Genomic DNA, 26,229 nt, shown 5'->3' with positions numbered 1-26,229 from the left:
AAGGAATATTAACTAAAGTTGTTTCATTAAGTGAAATTGGAGGTAACAGCACAAACGACATAAAAAATTATATACACAACGCTTACAACACATGGGACATTCCGCCTGTTGCCGTACTTTTACTAGGCGACTATGGCAATGATGCTCAAACAAATATTACATCACCAATACACAACAACTATTGCGTTTCGGACAATATTTACGCAGACGTTAATAACGATAACATGCCCGATATGGTGATGGCACGTATGACGGCAAACAACGAAGAACAAGTAAAAACTTTCGTTACCAAAACTTTAGAGTACGAGCGTACTCCACCAACCGCACCTAATTTCTATAAAAATCCTATTACAGCATTGGGCTGGCAAACAGAACGCTGGTTCCAGATATGTTCGGAAGTTGTTGGCGGTTATTTCAAAAATGTACATGGAAAAGAACCCGTTAGAATTAACGCAATATACTCAGGTACACCTGGCTCAGTTTGGTCAACTGCTACCAATACTGCAACAGTTGTAAACTATTTCGGACCAAACGGTTTAGGTTATATTCCTGCAACTCCGGCTGAACTTGGAGGCTGGACGGGAGGTAACTCTACAATGGTTACTAACGCTATCAATAGTGGAGCCTTTTTGCTACAACACCGCGACCACGGTATGGAAACAGGCTGGGGTGAACCCGATTATACTAATAATAACATTAACGACCTTACTAACGTTGGAAAAATGTCGTTTATACTTTCTTTCAACTGTTTAACAGGAAAATATAATTACTCGGGCGAGTGTTTTGCCGAAAAATTCCACCGCCATAAATATAGCGGACAAAACGCTGGTGCTGTAGGTGTTACTGCCGCATCGGAAGTTTCGTATTCATTCGTTAACGATACTTATGCCTGGGGATTTTTTGATATGATGTGGCCCGACTTTATGCCCGACTACGGACAACAAGGTCCTAACCCTCCGCGTGGAATATTGCCGGCTTTTGCTAACGTGGCTGGTAAATACTTCTTACAACAGTCTTCGTGGCCCTACAATACCCAAAACAAACTTGTTACATATCACCTTTTCCACCACCACGGAGATGCATTCTTGGAACTTTTTAGTGAAGTACCTCAAAACCTAACCGTTATGCACCCTGAAGTTATGATAGAAGTAGCTACTTCTATCGGTATTAAAGCCGACGCCGGCTCAACCATAGCATTAACACATAACGGACAAATTCTTGCTACAGCCACAGGAACAGGTAATATACTTGAAGTTCCCTTTACTCCTCCTGCAGTAGGACAGAATGTTAAGGTTGTTGTTACTAAAACTAATCACTACCGACACACATCCAGCTTCTTAATAATTTCGGCAGATAATCCGTACGTTGTTACCGATAGTTATACTATTAACGATGAATTGGGCAATAATAACAATGTTATAGATTTTGACGAAACCGTATTTTTATCTCTTGCCGAAAAGAACTTAGGAAACACCGATGCTCACAACGTAACAGTTAATTTAACGGGTGGCGATGCGTATATTAACATTGTTGATGGTACAGAATTATATCCTAGCATTCCTTCAAAACAAACCGTTACTATTGAAAACGGATTTAAAATAAAAATTGCCGACAATGTTCCAGACCAATACACAAAAATTCTTGATGTTTTTGCTACAGACGGCAGCGATACCTGGAAAAGCCATATTTCAGTTACATGCAACGCTCCTCAGTTGTACATCAGCGAATTTACTATTGATGACTCGCAAGGTGGAAATGGAAATAACAGACTTGACCCGGGCGAATCGGCAATTTTAAAAGTTAAAGTAGGAAACTCAGGACACTCTTTAGCCCAAAACATTGTGGTTCAAATTTCGGTAACAACTGGCTTAATTACATTGGAAAACAACACATACGTTATTGAAAATATTAACCCAATGGGCGCTCAATTCGCCGAATATTCATTATCAGTCCACCCCAATGCTCCCACAGGTATGAAAACAGACCTTATCACAAATGCAACTTGTGGAAGGTATAGCGCTAACAAAACTTTTGAACTGCCAATAGGTTTGCTTGTTGAAGACTGGGAAACCGGCGACTTCACAAAATTTGAATGGCAACATGGTGGAAATAAAAACTGGACAATAACTAATGTAGGTCCTTACGAAGGAAGTTATTCGGCAAAATCGGGTGAAATTACACATTACCAATCGTCTCAGCTAATTCTACAATATGATTTTCCGGTTACGGATAGTATTAGCTTTATGTACAAAGTTTCTACAGAAACTTCGGGAGACGGACTCAAATTCTTTATAGATAATGTTCTTCAAGAAACTTTCCACGGAATTACCGGTTGGAACAGAGCTGTTTTCCCAATTGAGCAAGGTCAACGTGTTTTAAAATGGATTTACTATAAAAACGGTAGCGGCTCGGCAGGTGAAGATTGTGCTTGGTTAGACTTTATCAACTTCCCTCTTGAACCTAAAACATCTTGCTACGCAGGTTTCGACGATTATGTGTGTGAAAACGACATCTTTTTATGTAAAGGAGAAGCTTCCAACTACAACACTATAGAATGGACAACCACAGGAAGCGGAACATTTAATAACAACACTATACTAAAACCAAGATACACTCCTAGTAGCCAAGATATAGCAAACGGCGGCTTTGTGCTTATACTTACAGTTGATGGTGCAACGGGTACTGCTGTCGATAGTGTTTCTGTTACCGTACAGCAACCATCTACTGCACACGCCGGACAAAATGGTAGTTGCTGTAGTAACTCACCATTTGACTTGTCGGATGCTACTGCCGATAATTATACTTCATTGCTATGGACTACGAGCGGAACCGGAACTTTCTCCGACAAGTATGCTCTTAATCCAAGCTATACAGCAAGTACGGAAGATGCTGCAGCAGGAAGTGTTGTTCTAACACTTAGCGCTTCAAATGAATCGTGTGCACCAACTTCGTCGGATATGACATTGAACGTTATTTTAGGTCCTAATCCTATTATTACAGGTGAAGAAGTGTTGTGTACTAAAAACGAATACATTTACAGCACACCGTCGGTTGCAGGTAGCACGTATCAGTGGGAAGTTACGCAAGGAACAATTATTGAAGGACAAGGTACAAATACCATTACCGTTGTTTGGGATAATAACACAAGTGCCGATGCTGTTTCAGTTACCGAAACTAACTCACAAAACTGTAGCACTACAGCTACTAAAAATGTTACCTTAAATGCTAATACAAGTCCTGAAATAACCGGTAGTTTATCAGTTTGTAAAAACGATACCGAAACATATCAAACTCCATTTGTTGAAGGCAATACCTACAATTGGGAAATTTCGGGCGGTAATATAATTTCGGGTCAAGGTACTAACCAAATAGAAGTTAATTGGGACGTTGCCGGCGACTTCACATTAAGTATTACCGAGGGTAACGAAAACTGCGAAAATACAGTAGTAGAGATGGTTGAAGTAAAACAAATTATTACTTCAAATCCTAACAAACCTACAGGTCCTGCAAATGTTGACTTGTACTTCGGACTTACTACAGATATTAGCGTCAATCCTGTTGCCGAAGCTCACGACTACGAATGGGAAGTTTCGCCTGCTAACGCCGGAACTATTGCATCGACTGAAAGTGATGCTACCATTGAGTGGGATAATAATTTTAAAGGAACTGCTAAAATTAAAGTAAAAGCAACTAACGCTTGTAGCGAAAGTCTATGGTCGGAAGAACTTGAAATTTTGGTTACAAACACTTTCGGAGTTGAAGAAAGTGCCGATAATTTCAGATTTGATATAACACCAAATCCAAATAGCGGTAACTTTAAACTAACTTTTGTAAATACCGAAGCTAGCGTTATCAGTATTCGTATAATAAACATGGCTGGTAGCATTGTTTACCAACAAAAGAATATTGAAACCAACGGCAGATATGTAAACAACTTAAATCTAAACTTAAGTTCGGGAGCATACACGGTTATTGTTTCGGATAACAAAACGACAAGTGCTAAAAAGCTTATCATTAAGTAGGTTTTAATTATTAATAAAGCAAAAAGCCTGTACATACGATTTGTACAGGCTTTTTTATTGTAAAACAAATTAGTGGTTTATCACTCAGAATTCTTACTTTATGATAAAATTTGTATTATTGCAATATAAATTTACAAACTATATAAAATTATGAAACGCTTATTTATTGTACTGCTACTGCTTTATTTCGCATTTGTAGCGATGGCTCAGTCCGAAACAAAAAAAACGTTAGCTCCCACACCTCCTATGGGATTTTTAACCTGGAATTATTTTGCCGATAACATTACAGAAAAAGATGTTATTAGAATGGCTGATGCTCTTGTCAGCACCGGATTGAAAGATGCCGGCTACAACTACATCATAATTGACGACGGCTGGCAAGGTGGTAGAGATAGTAAAAACAATATTATTCCCGACAAAGAAAAATTTCCTTCGGGAATGAAATTTTTGTGCGATTATGTACACAGTTTGGGTTTAAAGATAGGTATTTATTCCGATGCAGCTCAACTGACTTGTGCCGGATATACCGGTAGTTTCGGTTTTGAAGCTCAAGATGCCAAAACCTTTGCCGAATGGGGTTTCGATTATTTAAAATACGATTATTGCTATGCTCCCGAAGATTGGGTTGTTGCAATTGAACGCTACTCGGTTATGGCTGAAGCCGTGAAGAATTGCGGAAGAGATATGGTTTTTTCCATATGCGAGTGGGGACAAAGAGAGCCGTGGCTTTGGGGTAAAAAAGTAGGCGGTAATTTGTGGAGAACTACCGGCGACGTAAGAGATAAATGGAAAAGCAAAGAACCTCCCAAATCAATTAAAGATGAGACGTGGGTTGGAATGGGTATTTTGGATATTGTGAATTTTAATGCTCCGCTTTACAAATACGCCGAAATAGGTGCTTGGAACGACCCCGATATGTTGGTTGTGGGTTTGTACGGAAAAAAAGGACCTTCGGGAGATTTGGGCGGAATTGGTTGCAACGATATTGAATACCAATCGCAGATGAGCTTGTGGTGCTTAATGGCTGCTCCGCTTATGATTACATGCGATATCAGCAACATGAACGACGCAACAAAAAACATTTTGCTCAATAAAGATATTATTGAAATAAATCAGGATAAACTTGGAATACAAGCCGAGCGAGTTGTTTGCAACGATAATATTCAAATATTCGTAAAAGAATTATCCAACAGCGATATTGCCATTGGCATACTTAACATTTCTGACGAAGCTATAAATTATGATTTAAACACTAAACAACTCGGTGTTGGTAGTAAAAACACAGCTTTTGACGTTTGGAGTAAGAAATCGTTTAAAATAAAAAATAATACTATCAAACTGAATATAAAATCGCACGAAACAGTAGTATTAAGGTTGTCGGAGAAGTAGTAGGTATGTAATGGTATTCATTATTGTCTGATAAAAGCATGAAAAAGAACGTGCTTTGCGGTGAATGGTGGTTGGTGAGTGGTGGTTAGGAGTCGAAAGTTCTGTCCCGAAGTTTCGGGAGAGTTATGAGTCAGGAGTTGATCCAGAATTTTCGGAACAAAACTCGGAACTAAAAACTCGGAACTCGAAACTAACCCGTAACCCGCAACTCGAATCTGACAACGACAAATGAAATTATAAATTACTTCAAGTCAAACAATGTTTGACCTATTTCTCTTTCTTCGGTAAAAATATTTACGTGATAAAGTCCCTTAGGCAACGGCTCTGCAACGTCTGCCAATCGGTATTCGGTGCAAACATCAACGGCATCTCCTTCGTAGTTAAGCGTTTGCATGCACGAAAACTGCAAATCTTGTCCTAAAAACTGAAATACGTAATCGTTGCTCTTGGTTAATATTGAATTATCTGGTTTGGCAATTCTCACGAAAAATCGAGTATATCCTTTCTTAACAAGTTGATTTTCGCCAACTGTAAAACAAACTTTTATAACATTAGTTCTGTTTGCCTTGTTTGTAGCTCTGATTTTATCAAGACCTCTTTGGTTAAAGGTTTCGGCGGTAATTTTATATGCACGCAACACAGCAGCATCCGAAAGCTTTTCGGTCAATTGTTCTTTGTCTTGCTGTAGCGATAAATTCTTTTTCTGTTCTATAGAATAATCCAACTTTATCTTAGTGTTTTCGGTCATCAGGTTTGTGTTAACCTTGTGCAAAGAATCTATCTCTTTTTCGTAACCTTTGGTAATTTGCTGAAGTTGAGCAAATTTTTGCTTAACAAGTTTCAATTCCGATTTAACACTTAGCAAAGTCTTAATTTCATTGGCTTTAGCGTTAATAATACTGTCTTTTAAATGCAGCTCGTTGTTCATTACTCCAAAATGTTCTTTTATCTTGTTGTGTTCAAGAAGCAAAGAATCTAACTGTTGAGTGATAATTTCTTTTTCCTCTGCTATTTCTAACTTCCTTTCTTCAATTATTTCTCGACTTTGCCTGCTTTGTTTAATTAAAACCCAACCCATTATAATTATAAGTAAGCCGAGTACACCGATAGCTATTTTGTAACCTAAATTTTTAGTGTTCATATATTTATGCTTTTTGAAATAACGATAAACGTAAATATTTATTGTATATTATTTTTAACAAATGTTATGTTGTAAAATCTGTCAATAATATCGCACAAATTACATTTTGTTTTCAATCCATTTGCGAGCGTTGATAAATGCTTCAATCCATGGTGTAACTTGGTGCTTTTCATCGCTGTTGTAATATGCCCATTGCCATGGAAGTATCGCTCTTTCCAAGTGCGGCATAATAGCCAGATGACGTCCATCGGGGCTACAAATTGCGGCGGTATTGTACGGCGAACCGTTAGGATTGCATGGATAATTATCGAAAGCGTACTGAACTGCAATATTAAAGTTGTCGCTTGAATTTGAAAAGTCAAATCTGCCTTCAAAATGTGCAACCCAGACTCCCAATTTAGTTCCTTGCAGCGTTTTAAGCATTACCGAAGGACTTTCGGGAATTGTAACGGTTAAAAACGACGATTCAAATTTTTTGCTTTCATTGTCGTGCATTTTTGGTCCGTTGGTTTCTATGCCTGTAATCAGATTTAGCTCTGTCATAAGCTGACAACCGTTGCAAACTCCTAAGCTAAGTGTATCGCTACGCTTGTAGAAGTTTCTGATGGTTTCGTTTGCCTTCTCGTTGTATTTAAAAGCTCCTGCCCAACCTTTTGCCGAGCCTAACACATCGGAATTTGAAAATCCGCCTACAAAAGCAATCATGTTAATATCTTCCAAAGTTTCAGCTCCCGACATTAAATCGCTCATGTGCACGTCTTTAACATCAAAACCTGCTAAATATAAACTCCAAGCCATTTCTCTATCGCCGTTTACGCCTTTTTCGCGTATTATTGCGGCTTTTGGTCGTTTCGCCGATTGATTAAGCGGCAAGCCGTAATCAGATAATTTTCCTGTAAAATTACTTGGAAAAATAAATTCTCTTTCTTGTCTGAAAATATTGTCCTTTCTTTCGTTTGCCTTGGTTTTATTGGCTTGCAGAAGTTCCATCTTGTGCGAAACACTATACCATACATCTCTATATTCGGAAATTGGCAGAACAATATTTTTGTTGTTGTGAGTTATACTCACATTATCAGACAAAACAACAGCACCCAAAGTTTTGAAACTTATATTGTTTTGTTCTAATATTGACGTAACCTTTTCTACGTCTTTAATTTGAACGACTACGGCTGGCTTTTCGCTGAATAACAATTGTGTTGTGGATTCCAATTCGAAATCGTTTAAATTTATTTTTAGTCCTAAATTGTTGTGGCTAAACGTCATTTCAAGTAGCGTGGTTATTAAGCCGCCGGCAGAAACATCGTGTCCGGACAATATTAGTTCTTCATTTATAAGTTGCTGAATCGCATTAAAACATCTGACTATGTAGTTGGTATCGGTAGGATTTGGAGCTTTAGTGCCAACTTTGTTAAGAGTTTGGGCAAAAGCACTTCCGCCTAAATCGAAGTTGCAATTACAAAAATCTATGTATAGCAATTGCGTATTGCTAACAGGTTTTAAAGGTGTTTGCACAACTTTGTTAATATCGCTGACTTCTGCTACAGCCGAAACAATTACCGTTCCAGGAGCAAATACTTTTTTATCGTCGGAATATTTTTGAGTCATGCTAAGAGAATCCTTACCTGTAGGAATATTAACACCGACTTCTATTGCAAACTTGCTGATAGTTTCAACAGCTTTGTACAATCTTGCATCTTCGCCATCGTTTTTGCATGCCCACATCCAGTTGGCACTTAGCGAAACACCTTGCAATCCGTGGCTTAAAGGAGCCCAAACTATGTTGGTTAAGGATTCGACCAACGAAAGTTTAGAACCTACGCCCGGATCGATTAAGCCTGCAATTGGAGCGTGTCCAATAGAAGTAGCCACACCTTTTTGTCCGTTGTAATCCAAAGCCATAACACCCAAATTGTTGAGCGGAAGCTGTAAAGGTCCTGCTGTCTGCTGAATTGCAACCTTGCCTGTAACCGAGCGGTCAACTTTATTTGTAAGCCAATCTTTGCAAGCAACAGCTTCCAACTGCAAAACATTTTTAAGATAATCGGTAAATTTATCTTCCGAAAATGTAATTTCGTCGAAAGTTTTTGTTACCTCCTTATCGGTGATAACTGTTTGCGGCGTTTTACCAAGAAGATATTCCAACGGAAGGTCTAATGGTTTGGTATTATTTGTTCGGTCAATAAATGAGAAATTTTTGTCGCCTGTAACTTCGCCAACAACATAAAACGGAGCTCTTTCGCGCTGAGCAACCTTGCTCATAACTTCGACTTTGTCGGGACTTATGACTAATCCCATACGCTCCTGCGATTCGTTTCCAATAATTTCCTTAGCCGAAAGCGTTTTATCTCCAATCGGAAGTTTGTCCAAATAAATAACGCCTCCTTGGTCTTCAACAAGTTCCGATAAAGAGTTTAGATGTCCTCCGGCTCCGTGGTCGTGAACTGAAATAATAGGATTATCATCAGCTTCGCACATGGCTCTTATGGCGTTGTAAACTCTCTTTTGCATTTCGGGGTTAGACCTCTGAACTGCGTTAAGCTCAATGCTGCTTTTGTATTTACCGGTATCCACCGACGAAACAGCACCTCCACCCATACCAATTCGGTAATTGTCGCCACCCATTACTATAACCTTATCTCCCTTTTGTGGATGTTCCTTAATGCTGTCGGATTTTTTTGCAAAGCCAACGCCGCCTGCAAGCATGATAACCTTATCGTATCCGTAGTAAACATTGTTTTCTTCATGCTCGAAGGTAAGCACCGAACCGCAAATAAGCGGCTGTCCGAACTTATTTCCGAAATCGCTGGCTCCGTTAGATGCCTTGATAAGTATTTGACAAGGCGTTTGGTACAACCAAGGACGAGCTTTTAATTTATGCTTAAACTCAACTTCGTTCAAACGCGGATAGCTGGTCATGTACACAGCTGTTCCGGCAAGTGGTATAGAACCTTTTCCGCCTGCAAGGCGGTCGCGTATTTCGCCTCCCGAACCTGTTGCGGCTCCGTTAAATGGCTCTACTGTGGTTGGGAAATTGTGGGTTTCGGCTTTTAAGGAGATAACCGTATCAATAGGTTTTGTGGTAAAAAAATCGGCTTTATTGGGATTTTTAGGGTAAAATTGTTCTACCTCAGGTCCATCTATAAAGGCAACGTTGTCTTTATATGCCGAAACTATCTTGCCTTTGTTGGTAGCCGAAGTGAGCTTAATTAATTGGAACAAACTCTTTTCTTTTTCAACTCCGTCTATTATAAATTTTCCGTTAAATATTTTATGTCTGCAATGCTCCGAATTGACTTGCGAAAACCCAAACACTTCGCTATCTGTGAGCTTGCGACCAATTTTTCGACTTACTTCTTCCAAATATTGTATTTCTTCTTCCGATAAAGCCAAACCCTCTTGTTGATTGTACTTTCTAATATCTTCAATGTACAGTATTGGTGCTATTGCATTGTCGTTGTCGAATATTGTTTCGTCTATGTTTTGGAACAAACTCTGCTGCATTTCGTCAATATCAACGTTATCGTCGTGCACTTTTCTAAACATTTCTATTCGCTCAATTCCGTCAATACCCATATTTTGAGTTATCTCAACGGCATTGGTGCTCCATGGTGTAATCATCTCAATACGCGGACCAACGTAATTGCCCTCAACTTTATCAATAATGGAAGCATTGCCGAAAAGCCACGACAGCTTTTGCTTATCTGGCGTGTTTAATTCATTTCTGCTGCTAAGCACGTATAATGTACCGTTGTTGTCAAAAAAGTAAATCATAATAGTAGAATTAATATTATTTGGTTTTACAAATGTAATAATATCTGTTTCTACTGCAAAATTTATTGTAATCTAATTTTTGGGAAATGAAAGCTATTGGCTGTTGGCTATTGGCTTTTAGCAGTGATTGGTGGTGGCTTGTCCCGAGAATTCGGGAGTGATCGGTGCAATAAGCAATGAACCCCAAAGTTTCGGGAATAATTGATAATTGCTAATTACCACAAAACACGCACCATCTCGAAATATCGGGACTACTCAAACCACCACGCTCGCTTGACTTTGCAATTTGAGTGTGAGCACTTCGACACTTCGATACGCCTTCGGCACTCAGTGAGCGAAGTGCCGCAACCCGCAACACGAACCACGCAACCCGAAACACGCAACACGTAACACGCAACCCGCAACCCAGAACAGTAAAAAGTAAAAAATAAAATATGGTGTCTGCTTAACTAAATATTTTATAATTACAACACTACAACCTTTTTTGTAACTACTTGCTTATTACTTAGTATTATTTTCACCAATAATGTCCCTTTTTCTTTAATACTATCTATTTTATAATTGTTTTGGTTAATATTGTTGTATAGTTGTAACAACTTGCCGTTTATGGTGTAAACACCAATATTTTCAACTTTATAATACGGCGAGTTTATGTGCATGATACCATTGTTAGGATTGGGCAAAACGGTGATATTTGTCCCAAATAATTCTTTAACTCTAAGAAATTCAATACCACCACCATTGCCAATATCAAATGTATAGTACGGTTCGTTACGAATATTATAATGCACCTTAGTACAACCGGTTACGACAACCGAATCCCCATTCGTAAACTGATTATTTCCAATAATAAGAGGTAAATTGGGATTAAACCATTGCCCGTTCTCCGTTAAATATCTTACATTTTCTTGTGTCCAATAAGTACTATCTGTAACTATTATTGCCCAATCCATGCCTGGTAATGGTGGGTAAGTAACAGCAGGATTAGCTGAAACGTGTACAATACACTTTATTGTTTCAATACCGGGTGCTGAAGCTAATTTCTCAATACTTTCCAATTCAATTTCGTAATAATTTTCACCCAAAAAATCTACTTTCATTGTTATATATCCGTCGGCTTTAACACTATCGTTAAGCTCGAACAATGAGCCAAAATATTCTAAACCAGCACGTTGCCCATTAATGGTAGTAATATAGTTAATATCTCCTGAGCGTACCGAATATAATAATGGCCCACCATAAGGATAACTGATTGGCGGGTCTGGTCTGGTAACAAGTTTACCTGTTATTGTTTCAACGTTTTGCGAAAAAGTATTAAGCGAAAATGTTAAAAGTAAAAATAAGCTTAATACTGAAATTTTTACTAATTTGTTTAGTGTTTTCATAATGTTTTATTATTTGCATTGTTAATGTTTTATTATTTGTTTTACTGCTTGTGTGTAGTTATTGTTTGATTAATTGTTTTACATCCGCAATCTTGCCATTGCATACTAAGTAAACTAAGTATGTGCCAATCGGATAACTTGATATATCAATATTTATCGAATTTAAATTTAAATCAATAATATAAGTGTTTGATATTGAATTTAATCCAGTTAAGTCAATAATTGTAATATTTGCCGTATTGGCATTATATAGCTGATATTGTATGTTTATGTTATAACTAGCCGGATTAGGTGAAATTGACTGTATTGAACCTAAGTTTTCATTAATAGTTACACTTTCATAGTCTTTGTAACCATCTGTTAATGAAATTACTTCTAATTTATAAGTACTATTTACATTATTTGAAACTGTTATTTCTTCACCCGAATAAATTAGGTCACCTTGAGAATTGTACCAATTATAAATAGAAGGCTCATTTATATCTTGAGCTGTTAATGTAACCTGCTGATTTGCTGCATTTTCTTCTATATCAATATTAGCATAAAAAGGGTCTCTATCATTATTATTAATAATATATGTTAAGCCTCCATCTACACTATCTGTGTTAGCATCTTTTAAAATGACATGATATGTATATTTTGGCTTACTATTTAATTTTTTGGTTAAAAAATTAAACGAAACATTTACAATCCCGTATTCATAGGGGTTTAAAGTTATATTTAACAGTTTTGCATTATTGTCAGAAACAATTTTTTCATTATTCTTTTTGCCTGGCAACAAATATTCCGACTGTGACCCACCGGCTACCCAAGCGTTATACGTTGTGCTATCCATAGTTATTCTTACTTCGGCATTTTTATATATTTCTTCATTTAAATCACAAGTATCGGCAATAAACTGTAAATCTATAGTCTTTAATCTATTTGAAGGATTTCGAATGATAGTAGAACTGCCAGGATTTGTGGGATTACTGCTTATAATATCAAGATCAACAATGTATACTCTTTTGCCTGCAATATTATTATTATTCTTAATATTTTCTAGCGTTCTTGGTCCTTCGGGAAAAGCCATAGTATCTTTCTCAGAAATAATTCTGGCAAGAAAACCAAAATTAATTGGGTCCCCAGCTGAGGAGGAGTAATCTGCCGGATTTGGAACAAGCCACGGAAACGTAAGAATAGTTTCTTCGCCTGGTTGTATAATGGGGATAGTTAATGAATCAATTAAACCACCACATTGCACATATTGTCCGGTATTTGGATTTAAAACTGAACAACTATCACTCCAAGCCCCCGGCCAATTACCTCCTAGCGCTGCCGTCCAATGCAAAAACAACTTTTCTTTACCTTCATTTGGTAGAGTACCAATATTTTTAACTCTAACTTTTACATAGTTAGGTCTATTCGGTTCATATTCCGGATTTACATGTTTAGTTATTGTGTCATTATAATGTCTTACCCAAATATCAGGACTTTCCCAATAATCACCACCTATACAAAAAGTATTAGGCTCTTCACCGTAATCAAAATTTGAATCTCTAACACATAAATCTATACGAGCATAATCATTCTGAAACATACTTATCATCGGATCTCCTAAAATACACATACCGTAGTACCATATGACAAGTTCATGGTAATGATTATTTCCAAACAATTTCCACCACTCTAAAAAACTTTCGCCAATGACTTTTTTTGAATTTAAATTTTGATAAAACACATTTTTATATCCAAGCATTGAGCCTGTTTTAGTACTTCCAACTACCGTAAGAGCTCTAGGGCTGCTGTTATAAATATAACTTGTCCCGATATGCAATTTCCTATTATTAGGGTTAGGATTGTATATGGGCCATTGACAAGCACTGCAACAAAACAAATTATATGCTATTGCTTGGGGGGGTGTATTAACTACATTTTCTGGAATAACGTTATGATTTGAATTGCCATGAACTATAGCATGATGATCATAAGCTGAGTGAGCAGCAAGTTGTATAAACTCATACGTTGTATCGCCAAGCTTCTCCAAATAATCAGTTTTACCATGATTAGGATTATTAATAGCGTTAAAATTGTGATAATAGCCGGTGCCATATAAATTTCCAATGTGATTACACATAGCAAAACTATTTGCCCAGTCCGTATCAGTATATGCCAATGCGTATTTATTATTAATTTGTACATTGCCCATATAAAAGTTGTGTAACTTGTCTAAATAGTTTTCTAAGCCTTCCTTTTCCGTAAAATTCTGATCCATGTGCGCAGTAGATATTCTACCAACAAATATTTCAGGAGCAACATTACCCGTATGGCTATCATAAATATTATTACCGTCGGTATCTTCCCAAACACCATCCAAATCCATATAAAACAATTCGCATTGCCAATAACTGTACAAATAGCGCGGTGGATGATCATGGTCAACTTCGTAATATGCAGCAGGTATATCTCCTATAAATACAACTCCCTTTAAATATGTGGAATCAGATATAATTACATTTTTAATATCCTCGGGTGTACCCCCGGTAACAGTTCTAATAATTACCCAACAACGATAAGTGCGACTCACATCATCTGCATACCTCTTTATTTTACTTTTTGTTTGTTGATAAATTGAATTATTTGCAATTATTAGTATTTTTTTAGTATTGGAAGACCGCGAGGCACTAGCACGCGTACTGTATACGGTAGATACAGTCAAAGGTTCTTGAGAATAAGTAGGCGGTGGTAAAGTACTCATCACGCTATCCCTATATAGTGCATCTTTTGCAAAAAGGGCAGAATACATATCATATTCAGCTTTAGATAATGTTTGTGCATTTGTTAGCTGAATAATAAGAGCTAAGAAAGCTAATAAAAATGTTTTAAGTAATGTTTTCATGATTTCATTTTTTAGGTTCGTAACTAGTAGATATCTCTGCAAAATTAAAAACCATATATCACATTTGCAAATATTTTTAACTTTTTTTGTTGTTTTTTTAACTTCTTTACAACAATTACTATACAAATTATTTTATAAGCAAGAATTTTTATTCAAAATATAATTGACTCACTTTGATAAAACACACAATTATTATACTTCTGGAAAAAAATTAAAAAGATGAAAGCAATTGTAAGTATAATTATGGGTAGCACCAGCGACCTAAAAGTAATGGAACAATCGGCAAAGTTATTTGATGAATTTGAAATTCCTTTTGAAATAAATGCCTTATCTGCTCACCGCACACCACAAGAAGTTGAAAAGTTTGCAAACACAGCTGTTTATTGATTGCATAAAAAGGGAATTTTTTTATTACAAAACAGTTCAACAAAATCATAGAATCACGCTAGCTCAGAAAAAGCTAACTAATGCTGACAATTTTTAATTTCTGATTTCTAACTTCTAAAACTCGCAACACGAACCACGCGCCATCCCGAAATATCGGGACTACTCAAACCACCACGCTCGCTTGATTTTGCAAATCGAGTGTGAGCACAAAATTAACATGCAGCACTTCGACATTTCGACACCTCGGCTACGCTCGGTGGGCACTAGCTCAATGAGCGAAGTGTCGCAACCCGCAACACGCAACACGCAACATCCCGAAACTTCGGGACAACCCTACTTAATCTTATCAAACCCTTCGCCATAAATACCCATAACAGTACTTTGACTTATAAAGGCTTTGGGATCTATATTTTTTATTATACGCATAATGGCAACCGATTCCGTTCTTTTTGCCATAACTATTATTATTTTCTGCTGACTCTTAGAATACCAACCAATACCATCGACAACAGTACAACCACGTTTCATTTGTTCATTAATAGCGGTAGCTATTTTTTGATATTCGTTGGAAAAAATGAAAATTTGCACCGACTGCCTTACTCCGTTCACAATAACATCTACCGAATAGGTTGTAACCCAAAGAATAATAATACCATAAACTATTGTTTCCAAACTTTGGAAAACCAAATATGAAGAACACACAATCATCAGGTCTATAGCCAACATCGCTTTACCTAGGGTGATATTTTTGTACTTGTTGATAATCATAACGATAATGTCAACACCACCGGTACTGCCGTTTGCCGAAAGCACCAAACCTAATCCGGTTCCACCAATAAAAGCTCCCAAAATTCCGGCAAATACAGGTTCGTCCATTAATATGTTTAATTGAACAAATCGTTCGAAAATTCCTATAAAAAAGGCTAAGGATAAAGCACCGACAATGGTTTTAGCCAAAAACTGTTTTCCTAATATTTTTAATCCAATAATCAACAAAATGACGTTAAATACCAATATTGTTGAAGATACGGGAATGTTAGTAGCATAATTTAAAACAATGGCTGCACCCGTCAAGCCTCCTGTAACATACTTGTGGGGCATAATCAACTGGGTTATGGCTACGGAATATATAAACGCTCCTAAAATAATTACTAAGTAATCTTTCAAGAGATATAAATTGTTTTTCTTCATCATAATAATTTCTTTTTTGTAATTGAGTCGGCAAAATTATAAATTAGCCGATATAATTTACCTCTATGGAAATTATATTTTTGCAAAACTAATAATTTGAGTTTTGAAAAAAATATTAATAATATTGGGATTTTTGTGTGTTGCACTCGGAATTGTCGGTGCTTTTTTGCCTGTACTTCCAACAACTCCTTTTCTGCTGCTGGCTTTGTATTTGTTTTCTAAAAGTTCTGACAAATGGCATAACTGGCTTTTGAACCATAAAATTTGGGGGAAATATCTGCAAGATTTTATTGCAACAAGAGCCATAAGCAAAAAAGTTAAAATTGTTTCTATAACAACCTTATGGGTAACTATTTTAATTTCAGCTATTTGCTTTGTAGAAATAATACTTGTAAAAATACTTCTGCTTTTTATTGCCGTAGCTGTGAGCGTACATATTTTATCGTTTAAAACAAAATAACACATTAATTGATGTTTAATGTTTATCTTTGCTAACAAAAAAATATAGTTATGAATAATAAAGGACCAATATCAAATTTTATTCTGCATCATTATCGCCATTTCAACGCAGCCACATTGGTAGATGCAGCAAAAAGCTACGAAGCCCACATGCTAGAAGGTGGTAAAATGATGATTACATTGGCTGGTGCTATGAGTACAGCCGAACTTGGAATTTCGCTTGCCGAAATGATTAGAAAAGATAAAGTGCAAATAATAACCTGCACAGGAGCAAATCTTGAAGAAGATATTATGAATCTTGTTGCACACTCGCATTACAAACGAGTGCCTCATTATCGTGACCTAACACCACAGGACGAATGGGATTTAATGCAAAATGGATTAAATCGTGTAACCGATACCTGCATTCCCGAAGAAGAAGCATTTAGAAAAATACAGCATCATATTGAAAAAATTTGGAAAGATGCCGAAGCAAAAGGCGAACGCTACTTCCCGCACGAGTATATGTACAAGCTGCTCAACAGCAAAGTTATGGAAAAAGATTACGAAATAGACCCAAAAAATTCGTGGATGCTTGCAGCTGCCGAAAAAAACTTACCTATCGTAGTTCCCGGCTGGGAAGATAGTACTATGGGAAATATTTTTGCGTCGTACTGCATAAAAGGCGAACTAAAACCCCAAACCGTAAAATCGGGTATTGAATACATGATGTGGCTTTCATCGTGGTACAAAGAAAACTCAAAAGGTAAAGGTATAGGATTTTTCCAAATTGGTGGTGGTATTTCAGGCGATTTCCCTATTTGCGTTGTACCTATGATGTATCAAGACTTAGAATGGCACGATACTCCTTTCTGGAGCTATTTCTGTCAAATCTCCGACTCAACTACTTCGTACGGTTCGTACTCAGGTGCTATTCCTAACGAAAAAATTACTTGGGGAAAATTAGATATAGATACTCCAAAATTTGTTATCGAAAGTGATGCCACTATTGTTGCTCCGCTTATTTTTGCTTATCTGTTAGATTGGTAAAACGCTGGAAAACATTACAATAGCAAATAAATATTTTTGTCAAATTTGCTTTTAACTCATCAAACCGTTAAACGTATGAAGAAACTGTATTTAATACTTTTTGTTGCACTATTGTTTGTTTGCAACAATTCCTTTTCGCAAAAAAAAGAAATCCTTTTTGATGACATAATGAATTGGAAACTGTATCCGTGGGGATATACAAATCTGCAATGGCAAGACAACGATAATTTTACATATTACGCAGATGGTAAAATTGTTAAAGAAAACGCACATTCGGGAAATACCGATACAATTTTGTCCTTAGACGAACTTAATAGGGCTCTGAGCAGTATTAATGTTGAAGAGATGAAATTTGTACCGTACAGTTTTAAGTGGCTATCACCCAACGAATTTTGTTTCAATTACAACAACGATTCTATCAGAATTTTGTTGAACATCGAAAAGCAAAAAGCAGAAGTAATAGCTACAATTCCTAAAAATGCCGAAAACAACGATTACCTTGATGCCAACAAGCGTTTTGCTTATACAATCGATAATAATTTGTACGTATATTTCGATGGTAATCATAAAGCTATCACCCAATATCCCGACACGGGAATCGTTGCCGGCAAAACCGTGCATCGTTCGGAATTTGGTATAAATAAAGGAACGTTTTGGTCGCCGAAAGGTAATATGCTGGCTTTTTATTTGAATGATGAATCGATGGTTACAAAATATCCTTTGGTGGATATTAATACGCGTATTGCTACCGAAAAAAGTTTTCGTTACCCAATGGCAGGAATGACGAGTCATCAGGTTAAGTTGGGAATATACAATACTATTACTGATAAAATTTCATACATAAATACAGGCGAGCCGAAAGAACAATACCTAACTAATGTAGCTTGGTCGCCGGACGAGAAATACATTTTTATTGCAATAATAAATCGTGGACAAAATCACATGAAATTTAATATGTACGATGTTGCTACCGGAAACTACATTAGAACATTGTTTGAAGAGACAAGCGACAAATACGTTGAGCCTCAAAACAGCATGTATTTCTTAAAAAATGACCCTAATTTGTTTATATGGCAAAGTCGTAGAGACGGCTACAACCACTTGTATTTGTACAATACTAACGGTGAATTGATTAGGCAAATTACCAAAGGCGAATGGGAAGTTGTTGATTTTGACGGATTAAACTCCGACGAAACTACCGTTTTCTTTACCGCAACCAAAGAAGGTCCTTTGCAACGACACTACTATTCGTGTAATATCGATAACGGAAAATTAAAAAAATTAACGAAAGCAGAAGGAACTCACTCGGTTATTCACAACCCTGAAGGGAATTATTTTATTGATGTATATAACAGTATTGATGTGCCTTACAAAGCCACACTCGTAAACGAAAAAGGCAAACAGCTAAGAGTACTTAAAGAAGTTGATAATCCGCTTGCCGAATACAATACCCCCGAAGTTGAACTTATTACACTTAAATCGGAAAATCATAATTATGATTTGTATGCACGTATGATTAAGCCTACAAATTTCGATAAAAATAAAAAATATCCGGTGTTGGTCTATGTTTACGGTGGTCCTCACTCTCAGTTGGTTTCAAACTCGTGGCTTGGCGGTGGCAACTTGTTTTTTTACTACTTAGCAAGCAATGGTTACATAGTTTGGACTTTGGATAACCGTGGAACTTCCAATAGGGGTGCCGATTTTGAGCAAGTTATACACAGAAATTTGGGTGATGCCGAAAATCAAGATCAAATGACAGGTGTTAATTACCTGAAATCGCTACCATACGTCGATGATACTCGCATAGGAGTCGATGGATGGAGCTATGGCGGTTTTATGGCTCTTACGCTTATGTCGAGAAACGAAGGCGTTTTTAAAGTTACAACTGCTGGTGGTCCCGTAATCGACTGGAAATACTACGAAATAATGTACGGCGAAAGATACATGGACACTCCCGACGAAAATCCCGAAGGATATAAAAACAGTTCGCTTTTGAACTACGCCGATAAACTTAACGGCAAGGTAATGGTCATTCACGGAGCTATTGATAATGTTGTAGTTTGGCAACATAGCCTGCAATACCTTGACAAATGTATTAAAGCCGGTAAGCAAATAGACTATTTCGTTTATCCCAACCACGAACATAACGTTAGGGGTAAAGACAGAATGCACCTGTATAAAAAGTTATCGGATTATTATTTTGAGAACTTGTAGTCGGAAGTAGCTTTTAGCTTTTAGCCGTTGGCTATTAGCGGTGGTTGGTGGTTGGTGATGGGTGGTTGGTGTAATGAGCAATGTGCAATGAACCCCGAAACTTCGGGGCTAATTGATAATTACTAATTCAGCTTCGCTGCATTTTCTGTCGTCGCTCGGCATAGCTCAAGCAAGCTTGGCTCTGCTCTCACTCCTATGAAAATTGCTAATTGCCACGAAACCCGAAACTCGCACCACGCAACACGCAACACGCAACCCACACCACGTAACTCATAACTTCTACCTAAAATCAGGTATTATTAATTTATAATTAATCTAAATAAACTATTCCATATTCAAAAAATTATTTGTTCCTTTGCAAAAATTTTTAAAAACATATTGCAAAGCATGAGAATAATCGGAAATAATAAAAGCAATAAAATTCGCAGTGTGTTTTCTGTGTTTTTTATGCTTGTCATGATTTTCATGATAATCAATTCCATATTATTTTCTCACTCTCACCAACTTCCCGACGGCTCAATAGTTATACACGCACACGCTTATAAGTCAAACGGCGACAAGTCAATTCCCATTGAACATCAGCATGATACCAATACTTTAATTTATCTGCAAAACATATACTTGCTGTATTTTGTTCAGGTATTTGCCTTTGTCGTAGCTCCCTTATTAGTTGTGCAAAAATTGGTTTTGCTACCTAATACAAAAACAAGCCACGAGTACTTTAAACCGACAAATACTCGTTCTCCCCCTTACATTATATACTAACAAATTTCTTAAAATTCTTTATGCCGATACAAGTCTTGTATTATCGGCTCTTGCGTTGATTTTATTTTTTCATTATCAACTCTAAATTTAATTATAATAAACATCTAAAAATTTAATAAATAAAATATATGAAATTAAGAATATTCGTACTACTATTAGTATCACTAATAAGTTTCAATATACTACAAGCTCAAAAACACAATCACGACGCAGTAATTGTCGGACACGTCGTTTCGGAAGGCGAACATCTACCTTTTGCCAATATCGCCATTAAAGGAACCACAATAGGAACAACCACCGACGAAACAGGACACTATCAGTTGGTAAACGTACCAATAGGCGAAATTACGGTTGTAGCGTCAATGTTGGGATACAAAAGTTCCGAGATAACAATAACCACAAAAGAAGATGAAACAAAAGAAATAAAATTTGAATTGGAAATAGACCCGCTAGGCTTAAACGAGGTAGTAGTTACGGGAAATCGACAGCAAACCAACAGAAAAGCATCGTCGGTGATTGTAACTACGGTTTCGCCGAAATTATTTTCAAACGTACAGGCAAACACATTAAGCGAAGGGCTAAATTTTGCACCCGGATTACGTATGGAAAACAACTGCCAAAACTGCGGTTTTTCGCAAATCCGTATGAACGGAATGGAAGGTCCTTACTCGCAAATATTAATAAATTCCAGACCTATTTTTAGCGGTCTCGCCGGCGTTTACGGTCTTGAACTTATTCCGGCTAATATGATAGAACGCGTAGAAATCATCAGAGGCGGAGGTTCTGCATTGTACGGAAGCAACGCTATTGCAGGCGTTATAAACCTTATACTTAAAGACCCGATTACAAACTCTTACGAAATTGGAACAAACGTTGAAAATATTGGAATAGGTGTTAAAAATAGCGGTAAACCGGCTCAAGACTATTCGGTTAATTTCAATACTTCTTTGGTTTCAAGAAATCATAAAACAGGCTTGTCCCTGTACGGATTTTACAGAGATAGAGCTCCTTTTGACGCCAATAACGACGATTTCTCCGAAATTGCCAAACTCAATAACAATACACTAGGCGCTAGGTTCTATCACAGATTTACCAATAAAGATAAGTTGACATTAGATTTTTTCAACATAAAAGAAAGCAGACGAGGAGGAAACAAATTTGAAACCGTAGAACACGAAACGGATATAACCGAGGGTGTAAAGCATAACATTACAAGCGGTTCGGTTAATTACGAACACTTCATCAACACACACGATATTTGGTCGGTGTATTTGTCGGGACAAAAGGTAAACCGCGACTCGTACTACGGAGCCGAGCAATCGCTTAAAGACTACGGCAATAGCACAGATTTTACTTATGCCGTCGGTTCGCAATACAATGCTCACTTCGGAAGCATGTTTAAACTTGTTACAGGTGTTGAATGGAACGGAGGAAAACTTAAAGACATAAAAAAAGGCTACCCCGATTTCGAAAATGCTATAATCAATCCTGATAGTACCATTACAATAAATCATACCGAAAATATGCTTATAGCCGATCAGGTTTCAAATACCGTGGGAGCTTTTGCTCAGTTTGATGTTCAGCTTGACAAACTTTTAATTTCATTGGGTGCTCGTTTCGACCACTTTGAAGTCAAAGATACAGGTTACACACACGAAAACAAAACAGGTAATGTTTTAAGTCCGCGTTTATCGTTAAAATACGACATTGTTAAAAATCTACAAGCACGCGTTAGTTATTCGCAAGGTTATAGGTCGCCACAAATTTTCGACGAAGACTTGCATATAGAAACTTCGGGTTCAAGACAAGTATTGCACAAAAATGACCCCAATTTAACCAAAGAAACCAGTCATGGATTTTTGGCTTCGCTAAACTACAACAAAACTTGGGGAACTACAGGTATTGACGTCCTAATTGAAGGTTTTTACACATTGCTTAAAAATCCTTTTGCTAACGAGTTTGGCGAACCCGATGAAAACGGAGTTGTTACTTACACAAGGGTCAACGCCGAAAAAGGTGCATACGTTTCGGGTGTCAACCTCGAATTAAAATATATCCCCATAAAAAATATCGATATCAACTTAGGTTTTACCGTGCAACAGAGCCTTTACGAAGAAGAACAAGACTTCGACGAAAAAAGATTTTTCCGCACTCCTAACGACTACGGATATTTATCAATGAATTGGGAAGTTACACCAAGTTTCGGCTTTTCGACAACCGCCAATTATACCGGTAAAATGCTAATCCCATACTTCGGTATTGATTTACCAAACCCCGACGAAGGTATTTTAAGAGAAAGTAAAACCTTCTTCGATATGGGAATAAAATTGCATTATAATTTGAAATTTACGACATCGAAAATGCAAATATTTGCAGGTGTTAAAAACATATTTAACTCCTATCAAGACGACTTTGATACAGGTGTTAGCAGAGACCCTGGATATACTTACGGTCCAATGCTACCACGTACAATATACGCCGGTGTTAAAATCGGGAACTTGTTATAAACATTGAGTTTTATGAATCTAAATAACATGATTTATTTAATAATTTAAAGAGACTCCTTTTTCGCTAAAACATTTCGCGCATGTAAATTGTTAGAAGTGAAAATAGTAGTAATTATTGGTTTTTCCGGCACACTATAGTTAGTGTGCCGGTTTTTATTTTGTGAAACAAAAAATCAAAGCTGACATTTTCTAAAGTTAGAAGTTGGAAGTTGGAAGTTGGTAGTCAGAAGTCCCGCTCGCTTTGCAAAAGCGAGCGAGCGTCTATAATAATAATTTGCTGGCGCGCTTTTGTAAAGCGTGCCGAAAAGACTAATTGTTCCCCGAAACCTTCCGAAACTTCGGGACAACCAAGCAACCCAAAGTGCCACAAAGTTTAACCGTACATCCATTTTCGGCACTTCGATACGCCTTCGGCACTCAGTGACCGAAAATGTCAAACCCACAACACGCAACACGAAACCCGCAACAAAAAAAATCCCAAAATCTGTAACCTTTTCTAATTTCATTTGTCAAAGTATAAAAACTAATTAAAAATTTAAAAATTTTTTACACATGAAAACTGCCACATTTAAATCAGTTATTGCGATTGCTTTGGTAATGTTAATTTACCCTTTACTAAATACAACAACTGCAAGCGCATCAAACCTTTTGCCCAATTCCGGCAACAAAAACCGACTTGAAAAGCATTTCGATTTAAAACCTTTCAACAAAATTGAAGTATCGTCAGGTGTTGATGTACATCTAATCAGACATTCTGAAAATAAAGCTCTAGTAGTAGCCACTAACGATGTTATAGACGATGTTGTTGTTAAAGTTGTCGGAAACACCTTAAAAATTTATAACGAAAATAAAAAAGTTTTAATCAGAACTGAGGGTATCGATGTTTACGTATATTTTACAGAATTAAATTCAATTATTGCTTCGGGCGGTAGCGATGTAGAAACCGAAGAAAATACCATAATAAACGGCGATGAACTTCATATTTCGGGTAGCGGAGCTACGGAAATTGACTTGGAAATTAACGTCAGAAAACTGACATGTGAGATTTCGGGAGGCAATGATACCGAACTAGAAGGAAGAGCCATAAACGCTACTTACAGTATTTCGGGCGGAGCTAGTTTTAATGGGAAAAATTTAATATCTAAAAATGTAAACATAAAAGCTTCGGGCGGAGCCGATGCTCACGTGTATGCTTCCGAATCATTAAATGCCAACGCTTCAGGCGCTGCCGACATCTTTTACTACGGAAATCCTGAAAAAATTGAAACTAACAATAGCGGAGGTGCAAGCATAAAAAGACGAAACTATTAAAATATTTAAATCGCAACTGGTTGATGTAATGTAAATTAATAATAGGAGTATTTTTTCATTACAAAACGGCATTCGGCTACAGCTGAGTGCCGTTTTAGTTTTACACAATATTTCCTTAATGTAATGTTAACAATTTCTTAACATTGGAATAATATATTTGCAAAATATGCAAAGAAATTAACATTATGGAAAGTATTTACTTAATAATAGTTGTGGTTTTGCTGCTTTTGGCAGCGTTAGATTTATCGGTTGGAGTAGCAAATGATGCAGTAAATTTTTTGAATTCAAGTATAGGTTCAAAGGTTGCACCATTGTGGGTAATACTCACGGTTGCTTCGGTAGGTGTTTTGGTAGGTTCGTTGTTTTCGAGCGGTATGATGGAAATTGCCCGAAGCGGTATTTTTAACCCCCACATGGTCAACTTTCCTAATGTTATGCTGTTATTTTTAGCGGTAATGATTACCGACGTTATATTACTTGATGTATTTAACACATTCGGCTTGCCGACTTCTACAACGGTTTCATTGGTATTCGAACTTTTGGGCGCAGCGGTAGCCGTAGCATTATTTATGATTTGGCAAAACAATCCCGACACATCTCTTGCCGAATATATCAATAGTAGTAAGGCTCTCGCAATTATTTCCGGAATATTCATATCTATAATTATTGCTTTTCTATGCGGTACTATAGTAATGTTTATTTCTAGAACTATATTTTCGTTTAACTATCATAAAGTATTCAAATATTTAGGTGCAATATGGGGTGGAATAGCTCTTACTGCAATAACTTATTTTGCAATTTTTAAAGGTTTAAAAGGAAGTGTACTTATATCCGACAGTTTCAATAATTATTTGAATGAAAATATGGGTGTAGCTATATTGTACGCATTTTTGGGATGGACATTTTTGATGGCAATTATGCAACACCTGTTCAGGCTTAATATATTAAAGTTTATAGTTTTGGCTGGAACCTGTGCCTTAGCTATGTCATTTGCCGGCAACGACCTTGTTAACTTTATAGGTGTGCCTTTGGCAGGTTTAAGCTCGTACCATATAGGCTTAGAACACGTTGCATCCGGTGGAAGTCTCGACACGCTATATTTAGGTAAACTTGCCGAACCTGTAGTTGCCGATTGGAGATATTTGTTAGGAGCGGGAATTGTAATGGTATTAGCTTTGTGGTTTTCAAAAAAATCGAGAACAGTTACCGATACTGAAGTAAACCTTGCCCGTCAAGGTGGTGGCATAGAACGTTTTTCGTCAACAGCTTTATCTCGCTCAATAGTAAGAGGTAGCATTCAGCTTAGTAGAGCTATAAGTAGCAAAACTCCTACAAGAGTTAAAGAGGCTATTGATAAACGTTTTAAACCTTTAGAAAATGTGCCCGAAAATGCTCCACCTTTCGACCTGATAAGAGCAAGTGTTAACCTAACCATAGGTGCATTATTAATATCTTTAGGAACTTCTTTAAAATTACCTTTATCGACCACGTACGTAACATTTATGGTTGCTATGGGTACCTCACTTGCCGATCGCGCCTGGGGAAGAGAGAGTGCGGTTTACCGTATTACTGGTGTACTTACCGTTATTGGTGGTTGGTTTTTAACAGCTATAATTGCTTTTTCAGTGGCACTTATTGTAGCACTTATATTGACTTATGGAGGCAAAGCTGCAATATTTATTATGTTGGGTGTAGTTGTGCTTATACTAATTCAATCTTCAATTGTGCATAAAAGAAGAAAAGAAAAAGAAAGCAAACAAAAAAACGTTCTCGA

14 protein-coding genes and 1 pseudogene are annotated in these 26,229 nt (G+C 37.0%); 10 read left to right on the top strand and 5 right to left on the bottom strand.

Going from position 1 to position 26,229, the window contains the following annotated elements:
* Together PHP31_07215 and PHP31_07210 are read left to right on the top strand one after the other, a co-directional pair.
* On the top strand, positions 1-4,022 hold a 4,022-nt coding region (locus PHP31_07215), incomplete at its 5' end, for a C25 family cysteine peptidase (protein MDD3739067.1).
* A 150-nt stretch (positions 4,023-4,172) separates the two neighbouring features.
* Positions 4,173-5,411, top strand: coding sequence for a glycoside hydrolase family 27 protein (locus PHP31_07210; protein ID MDD3739066.1), 1,239 nt, complete (start codon positions 4,173-4,175; stop codon positions 5,409-5,411).
* Positions 5,412-5,652: 241 nt separating this feature from the next.
* Here the strand turns inward: PHP31_07210 and PHP31_07205 are convergent, their stop codons facing one another.
* From PHP31_07205 to PHP31_07190, 4 genes are all read right to left on the bottom strand, one after another.
* Positions 5,653-6,552, bottom strand: a complete 900-nt coding sequence (locus PHP31_07205) for a hypothetical protein (GenBank protein MDD3739065.1) — start codon at positions 6,550-6,552, stop codon at positions 5,653-5,655.
* A 99-nt stretch (positions 6,553-6,651) separates the two neighbouring features.
* Positions 6,652-10,329, bottom strand: a complete 3,678-nt coding sequence (gene purL, locus PHP31_07200; protein ID MDD3739064.1) for a phosphoribosylformylglycinamidine synthase — start codon at positions 10,327-10,329, stop codon at positions 6,652-6,654.
* A 461-nt stretch (positions 10,330-10,790) separates the two neighbouring features.
* Positions 10,791-11,711 (bottom strand): T9SS type A sorting domain-containing protein, encoded by a 921-nt coding sequence (locus PHP31_07195; GenBank protein ID MDD3739063.1) that lies wholly within the window; start codon positions 11,709-11,711, stop codon positions 10,791-10,793.
* 58 nt (positions 11,712-11,769) lie between these two features.
* Entirely contained in the window at positions 11,770-14,589 is a 2,820-nt protein-coding gene (locus tag PHP31_07190; protein MDD3739062.1) for a hypothetical protein, read from the bottom strand.
* Positions 14,590-14,808: 219 nt separating this feature from the next.
* Between PHP31_07190 and PHP31_07185 the strand changes: the two are divergent.
* Positions 14,809-14,958, top strand: a pseudogene (locus PHP31_07185) (AIR carboxylase family protein).
* A gap of 351 nt (positions 14,959-15,309) precedes the next feature.
* On the opposite strand, the gene PHP31_07180 reads toward PHP31_07185, so the two are convergent.
* Positions 15,310-16,170, bottom strand: coding sequence for a YitT family protein (locus PHP31_07180; GenBank protein ID MDD3739061.1), 861 nt, complete (start codon positions 16,168-16,170; stop codon positions 15,310-15,312).
* A gap of 163 nt (positions 16,171-16,333) precedes the next feature.
* Between PHP31_07180 and PHP31_07175 the strand changes: the two genes are divergently transcribed.
* The 7 genes from PHP31_07175 to PHP31_07145 all read left to right on the top strand — a co-directional run.
* The gene (locus tag PHP31_07175; GenBank protein MDD3739060.1) at positions 16,334-16,627 is read left to right on the top strand and encodes a YbaN family protein; all 294 of its coding nucleotides are present in this window, start codon (positions 16,334-16,336) and stop codon (positions 16,625-16,627) included.
* 50 nt (positions 16,628-16,677) lie between these two features.
* Positions 16,678-17,655 carry a deoxyhypusine synthase family protein gene (locus tag PHP31_07170; protein MDD3739059.1) on the top strand — a complete coding sequence of 326 codons (978 nt, stop codon included), beginning with the start codon at positions 16,678-16,680 and terminating at the stop codon, positions 17,653-17,655.
* 75 nt (positions 17,656-17,730) lie between these two features.
* Entirely contained in the window at positions 17,731-19,872 is a 2,142-nt protein-coding gene (locus PHP31_07165) for a DPP IV N-terminal domain-containing protein (GenBank protein MDD3739058.1), read from the top strand.
* 387 nt (positions 19,873-20,259) lie between these two features.
* Positions 20,260-20,637 (top strand): hypothetical protein, encoded by a 378-nt coding sequence (locus PHP31_07160; protein MDD3739057.1) that lies wholly within the window; start codon positions 20,260-20,262, stop codon positions 20,635-20,637.
* A gap of 128 nt (positions 20,638-20,765) precedes the next feature.
* Positions 20,766-23,144 carry a TonB-dependent receptor gene (locus PHP31_07155; protein ID MDD3739056.1) on the top strand — a complete coding sequence of 793 codons (2,379 nt, stop codon included), beginning with the start codon at positions 20,766-20,768 and terminating at the stop codon, positions 23,142-23,144.
* A 552-nt stretch (positions 23,145-23,696) separates the two neighbouring features.
* Positions 23,697-24,455 (top strand): DUF2807 domain-containing protein, encoded by a 759-nt coding sequence (locus PHP31_07150; GenBank protein MDD3739055.1) that lies wholly within the window; start codon positions 23,697-23,699, stop codon positions 24,453-24,455.
* A 185-nt stretch (positions 24,456-24,640) separates the two neighbouring features.
* Positions 24,641-26,229, top strand: a 1,589-nt coding sequence (locus PHP31_07145) for an inorganic phosphate transporter (GenBank protein ID MDD3739054.1), incomplete at its 3' end; no start/stop codon positions are given.

It is taken from the genome of Lentimicrobiaceae bacterium (assembly GCA_028697555.1).
In the GTDB taxonomy this organism is placed as follows: domain Bacteria; phylum Bacteroidota; class Bacteroidia; order Bacteroidales; family UBA4417; genus UBA4417.
This window is presented reverse-complemented; position numbering and strand designations above follow the sequence as displayed.

Excerpts from the sequence above, each read along its gene's own strand:
- PHP31_07210 (MDD3739066.1), top strand. The coding sequence starts at position 4,173 with ATGAAACGCTTATTTATTGTACTGCTACTGCTTTATTTCGCATTTGTA.
- PHP31_07155 (MDD3739056.1), top strand. The coding sequence starts at position 20,766 with ATGAAATTAAGAATATTCGTACTACTATTAGTATCACTAATAAGTTTC.
- PHP31_07195 (MDD3739063.1), bottom strand. The coding sequence starts at position 11,711 with ATGAAAACACTAAACAAATTAGTAAAAATTTCAGTATTAAGCTTATTT.
- PHP31_07205 (MDD3739065.1), bottom strand. The coding sequence starts at position 6,552 with ATGAACACTAAAAATTTAGGTTACAAAATAGCTATCGGTGTACTCGGC.
- PHP31_07170 (MDD3739059.1), top strand. The coding sequence starts at position 16,678 with ATGAATAATAAAGGACCAATATCAAATTTTATTCTGCATCATTATCGC.
- PHP31_07190 (MDD3739062.1), bottom strand. The coding sequence starts at position 14,589 with ATGAAAACATTACTTAAAACATTTTTATTAGCTTTCTTAGCTCTTATT.
- PHP31_07150 (MDD3739055.1), top strand. The coding sequence starts at position 23,697 with ATGAAAACTGCCACATTTAAATCAGTTATTGCGATTGCTTTGGTAATG.
- PHP31_07180 (MDD3739061.1), bottom strand. The coding sequence starts at position 16,170 with ATGATGAAGAAAAACAATTTATATCTCTTGAAAGATTACTTAGTAATT.
- PHP31_07165 (MDD3739058.1), top strand. The coding sequence starts at position 17,731 with ATGAAGAAACTGTATTTAATACTTTTTGTTGCACTATTGTTTGTTTGC.
- PHP31_07160 (MDD3739057.1), top strand. The coding sequence starts at position 20,260 with ATGAGAATAATCGGAAATAATAAAAGCAATAAAATTCGCAGTGTGTTT.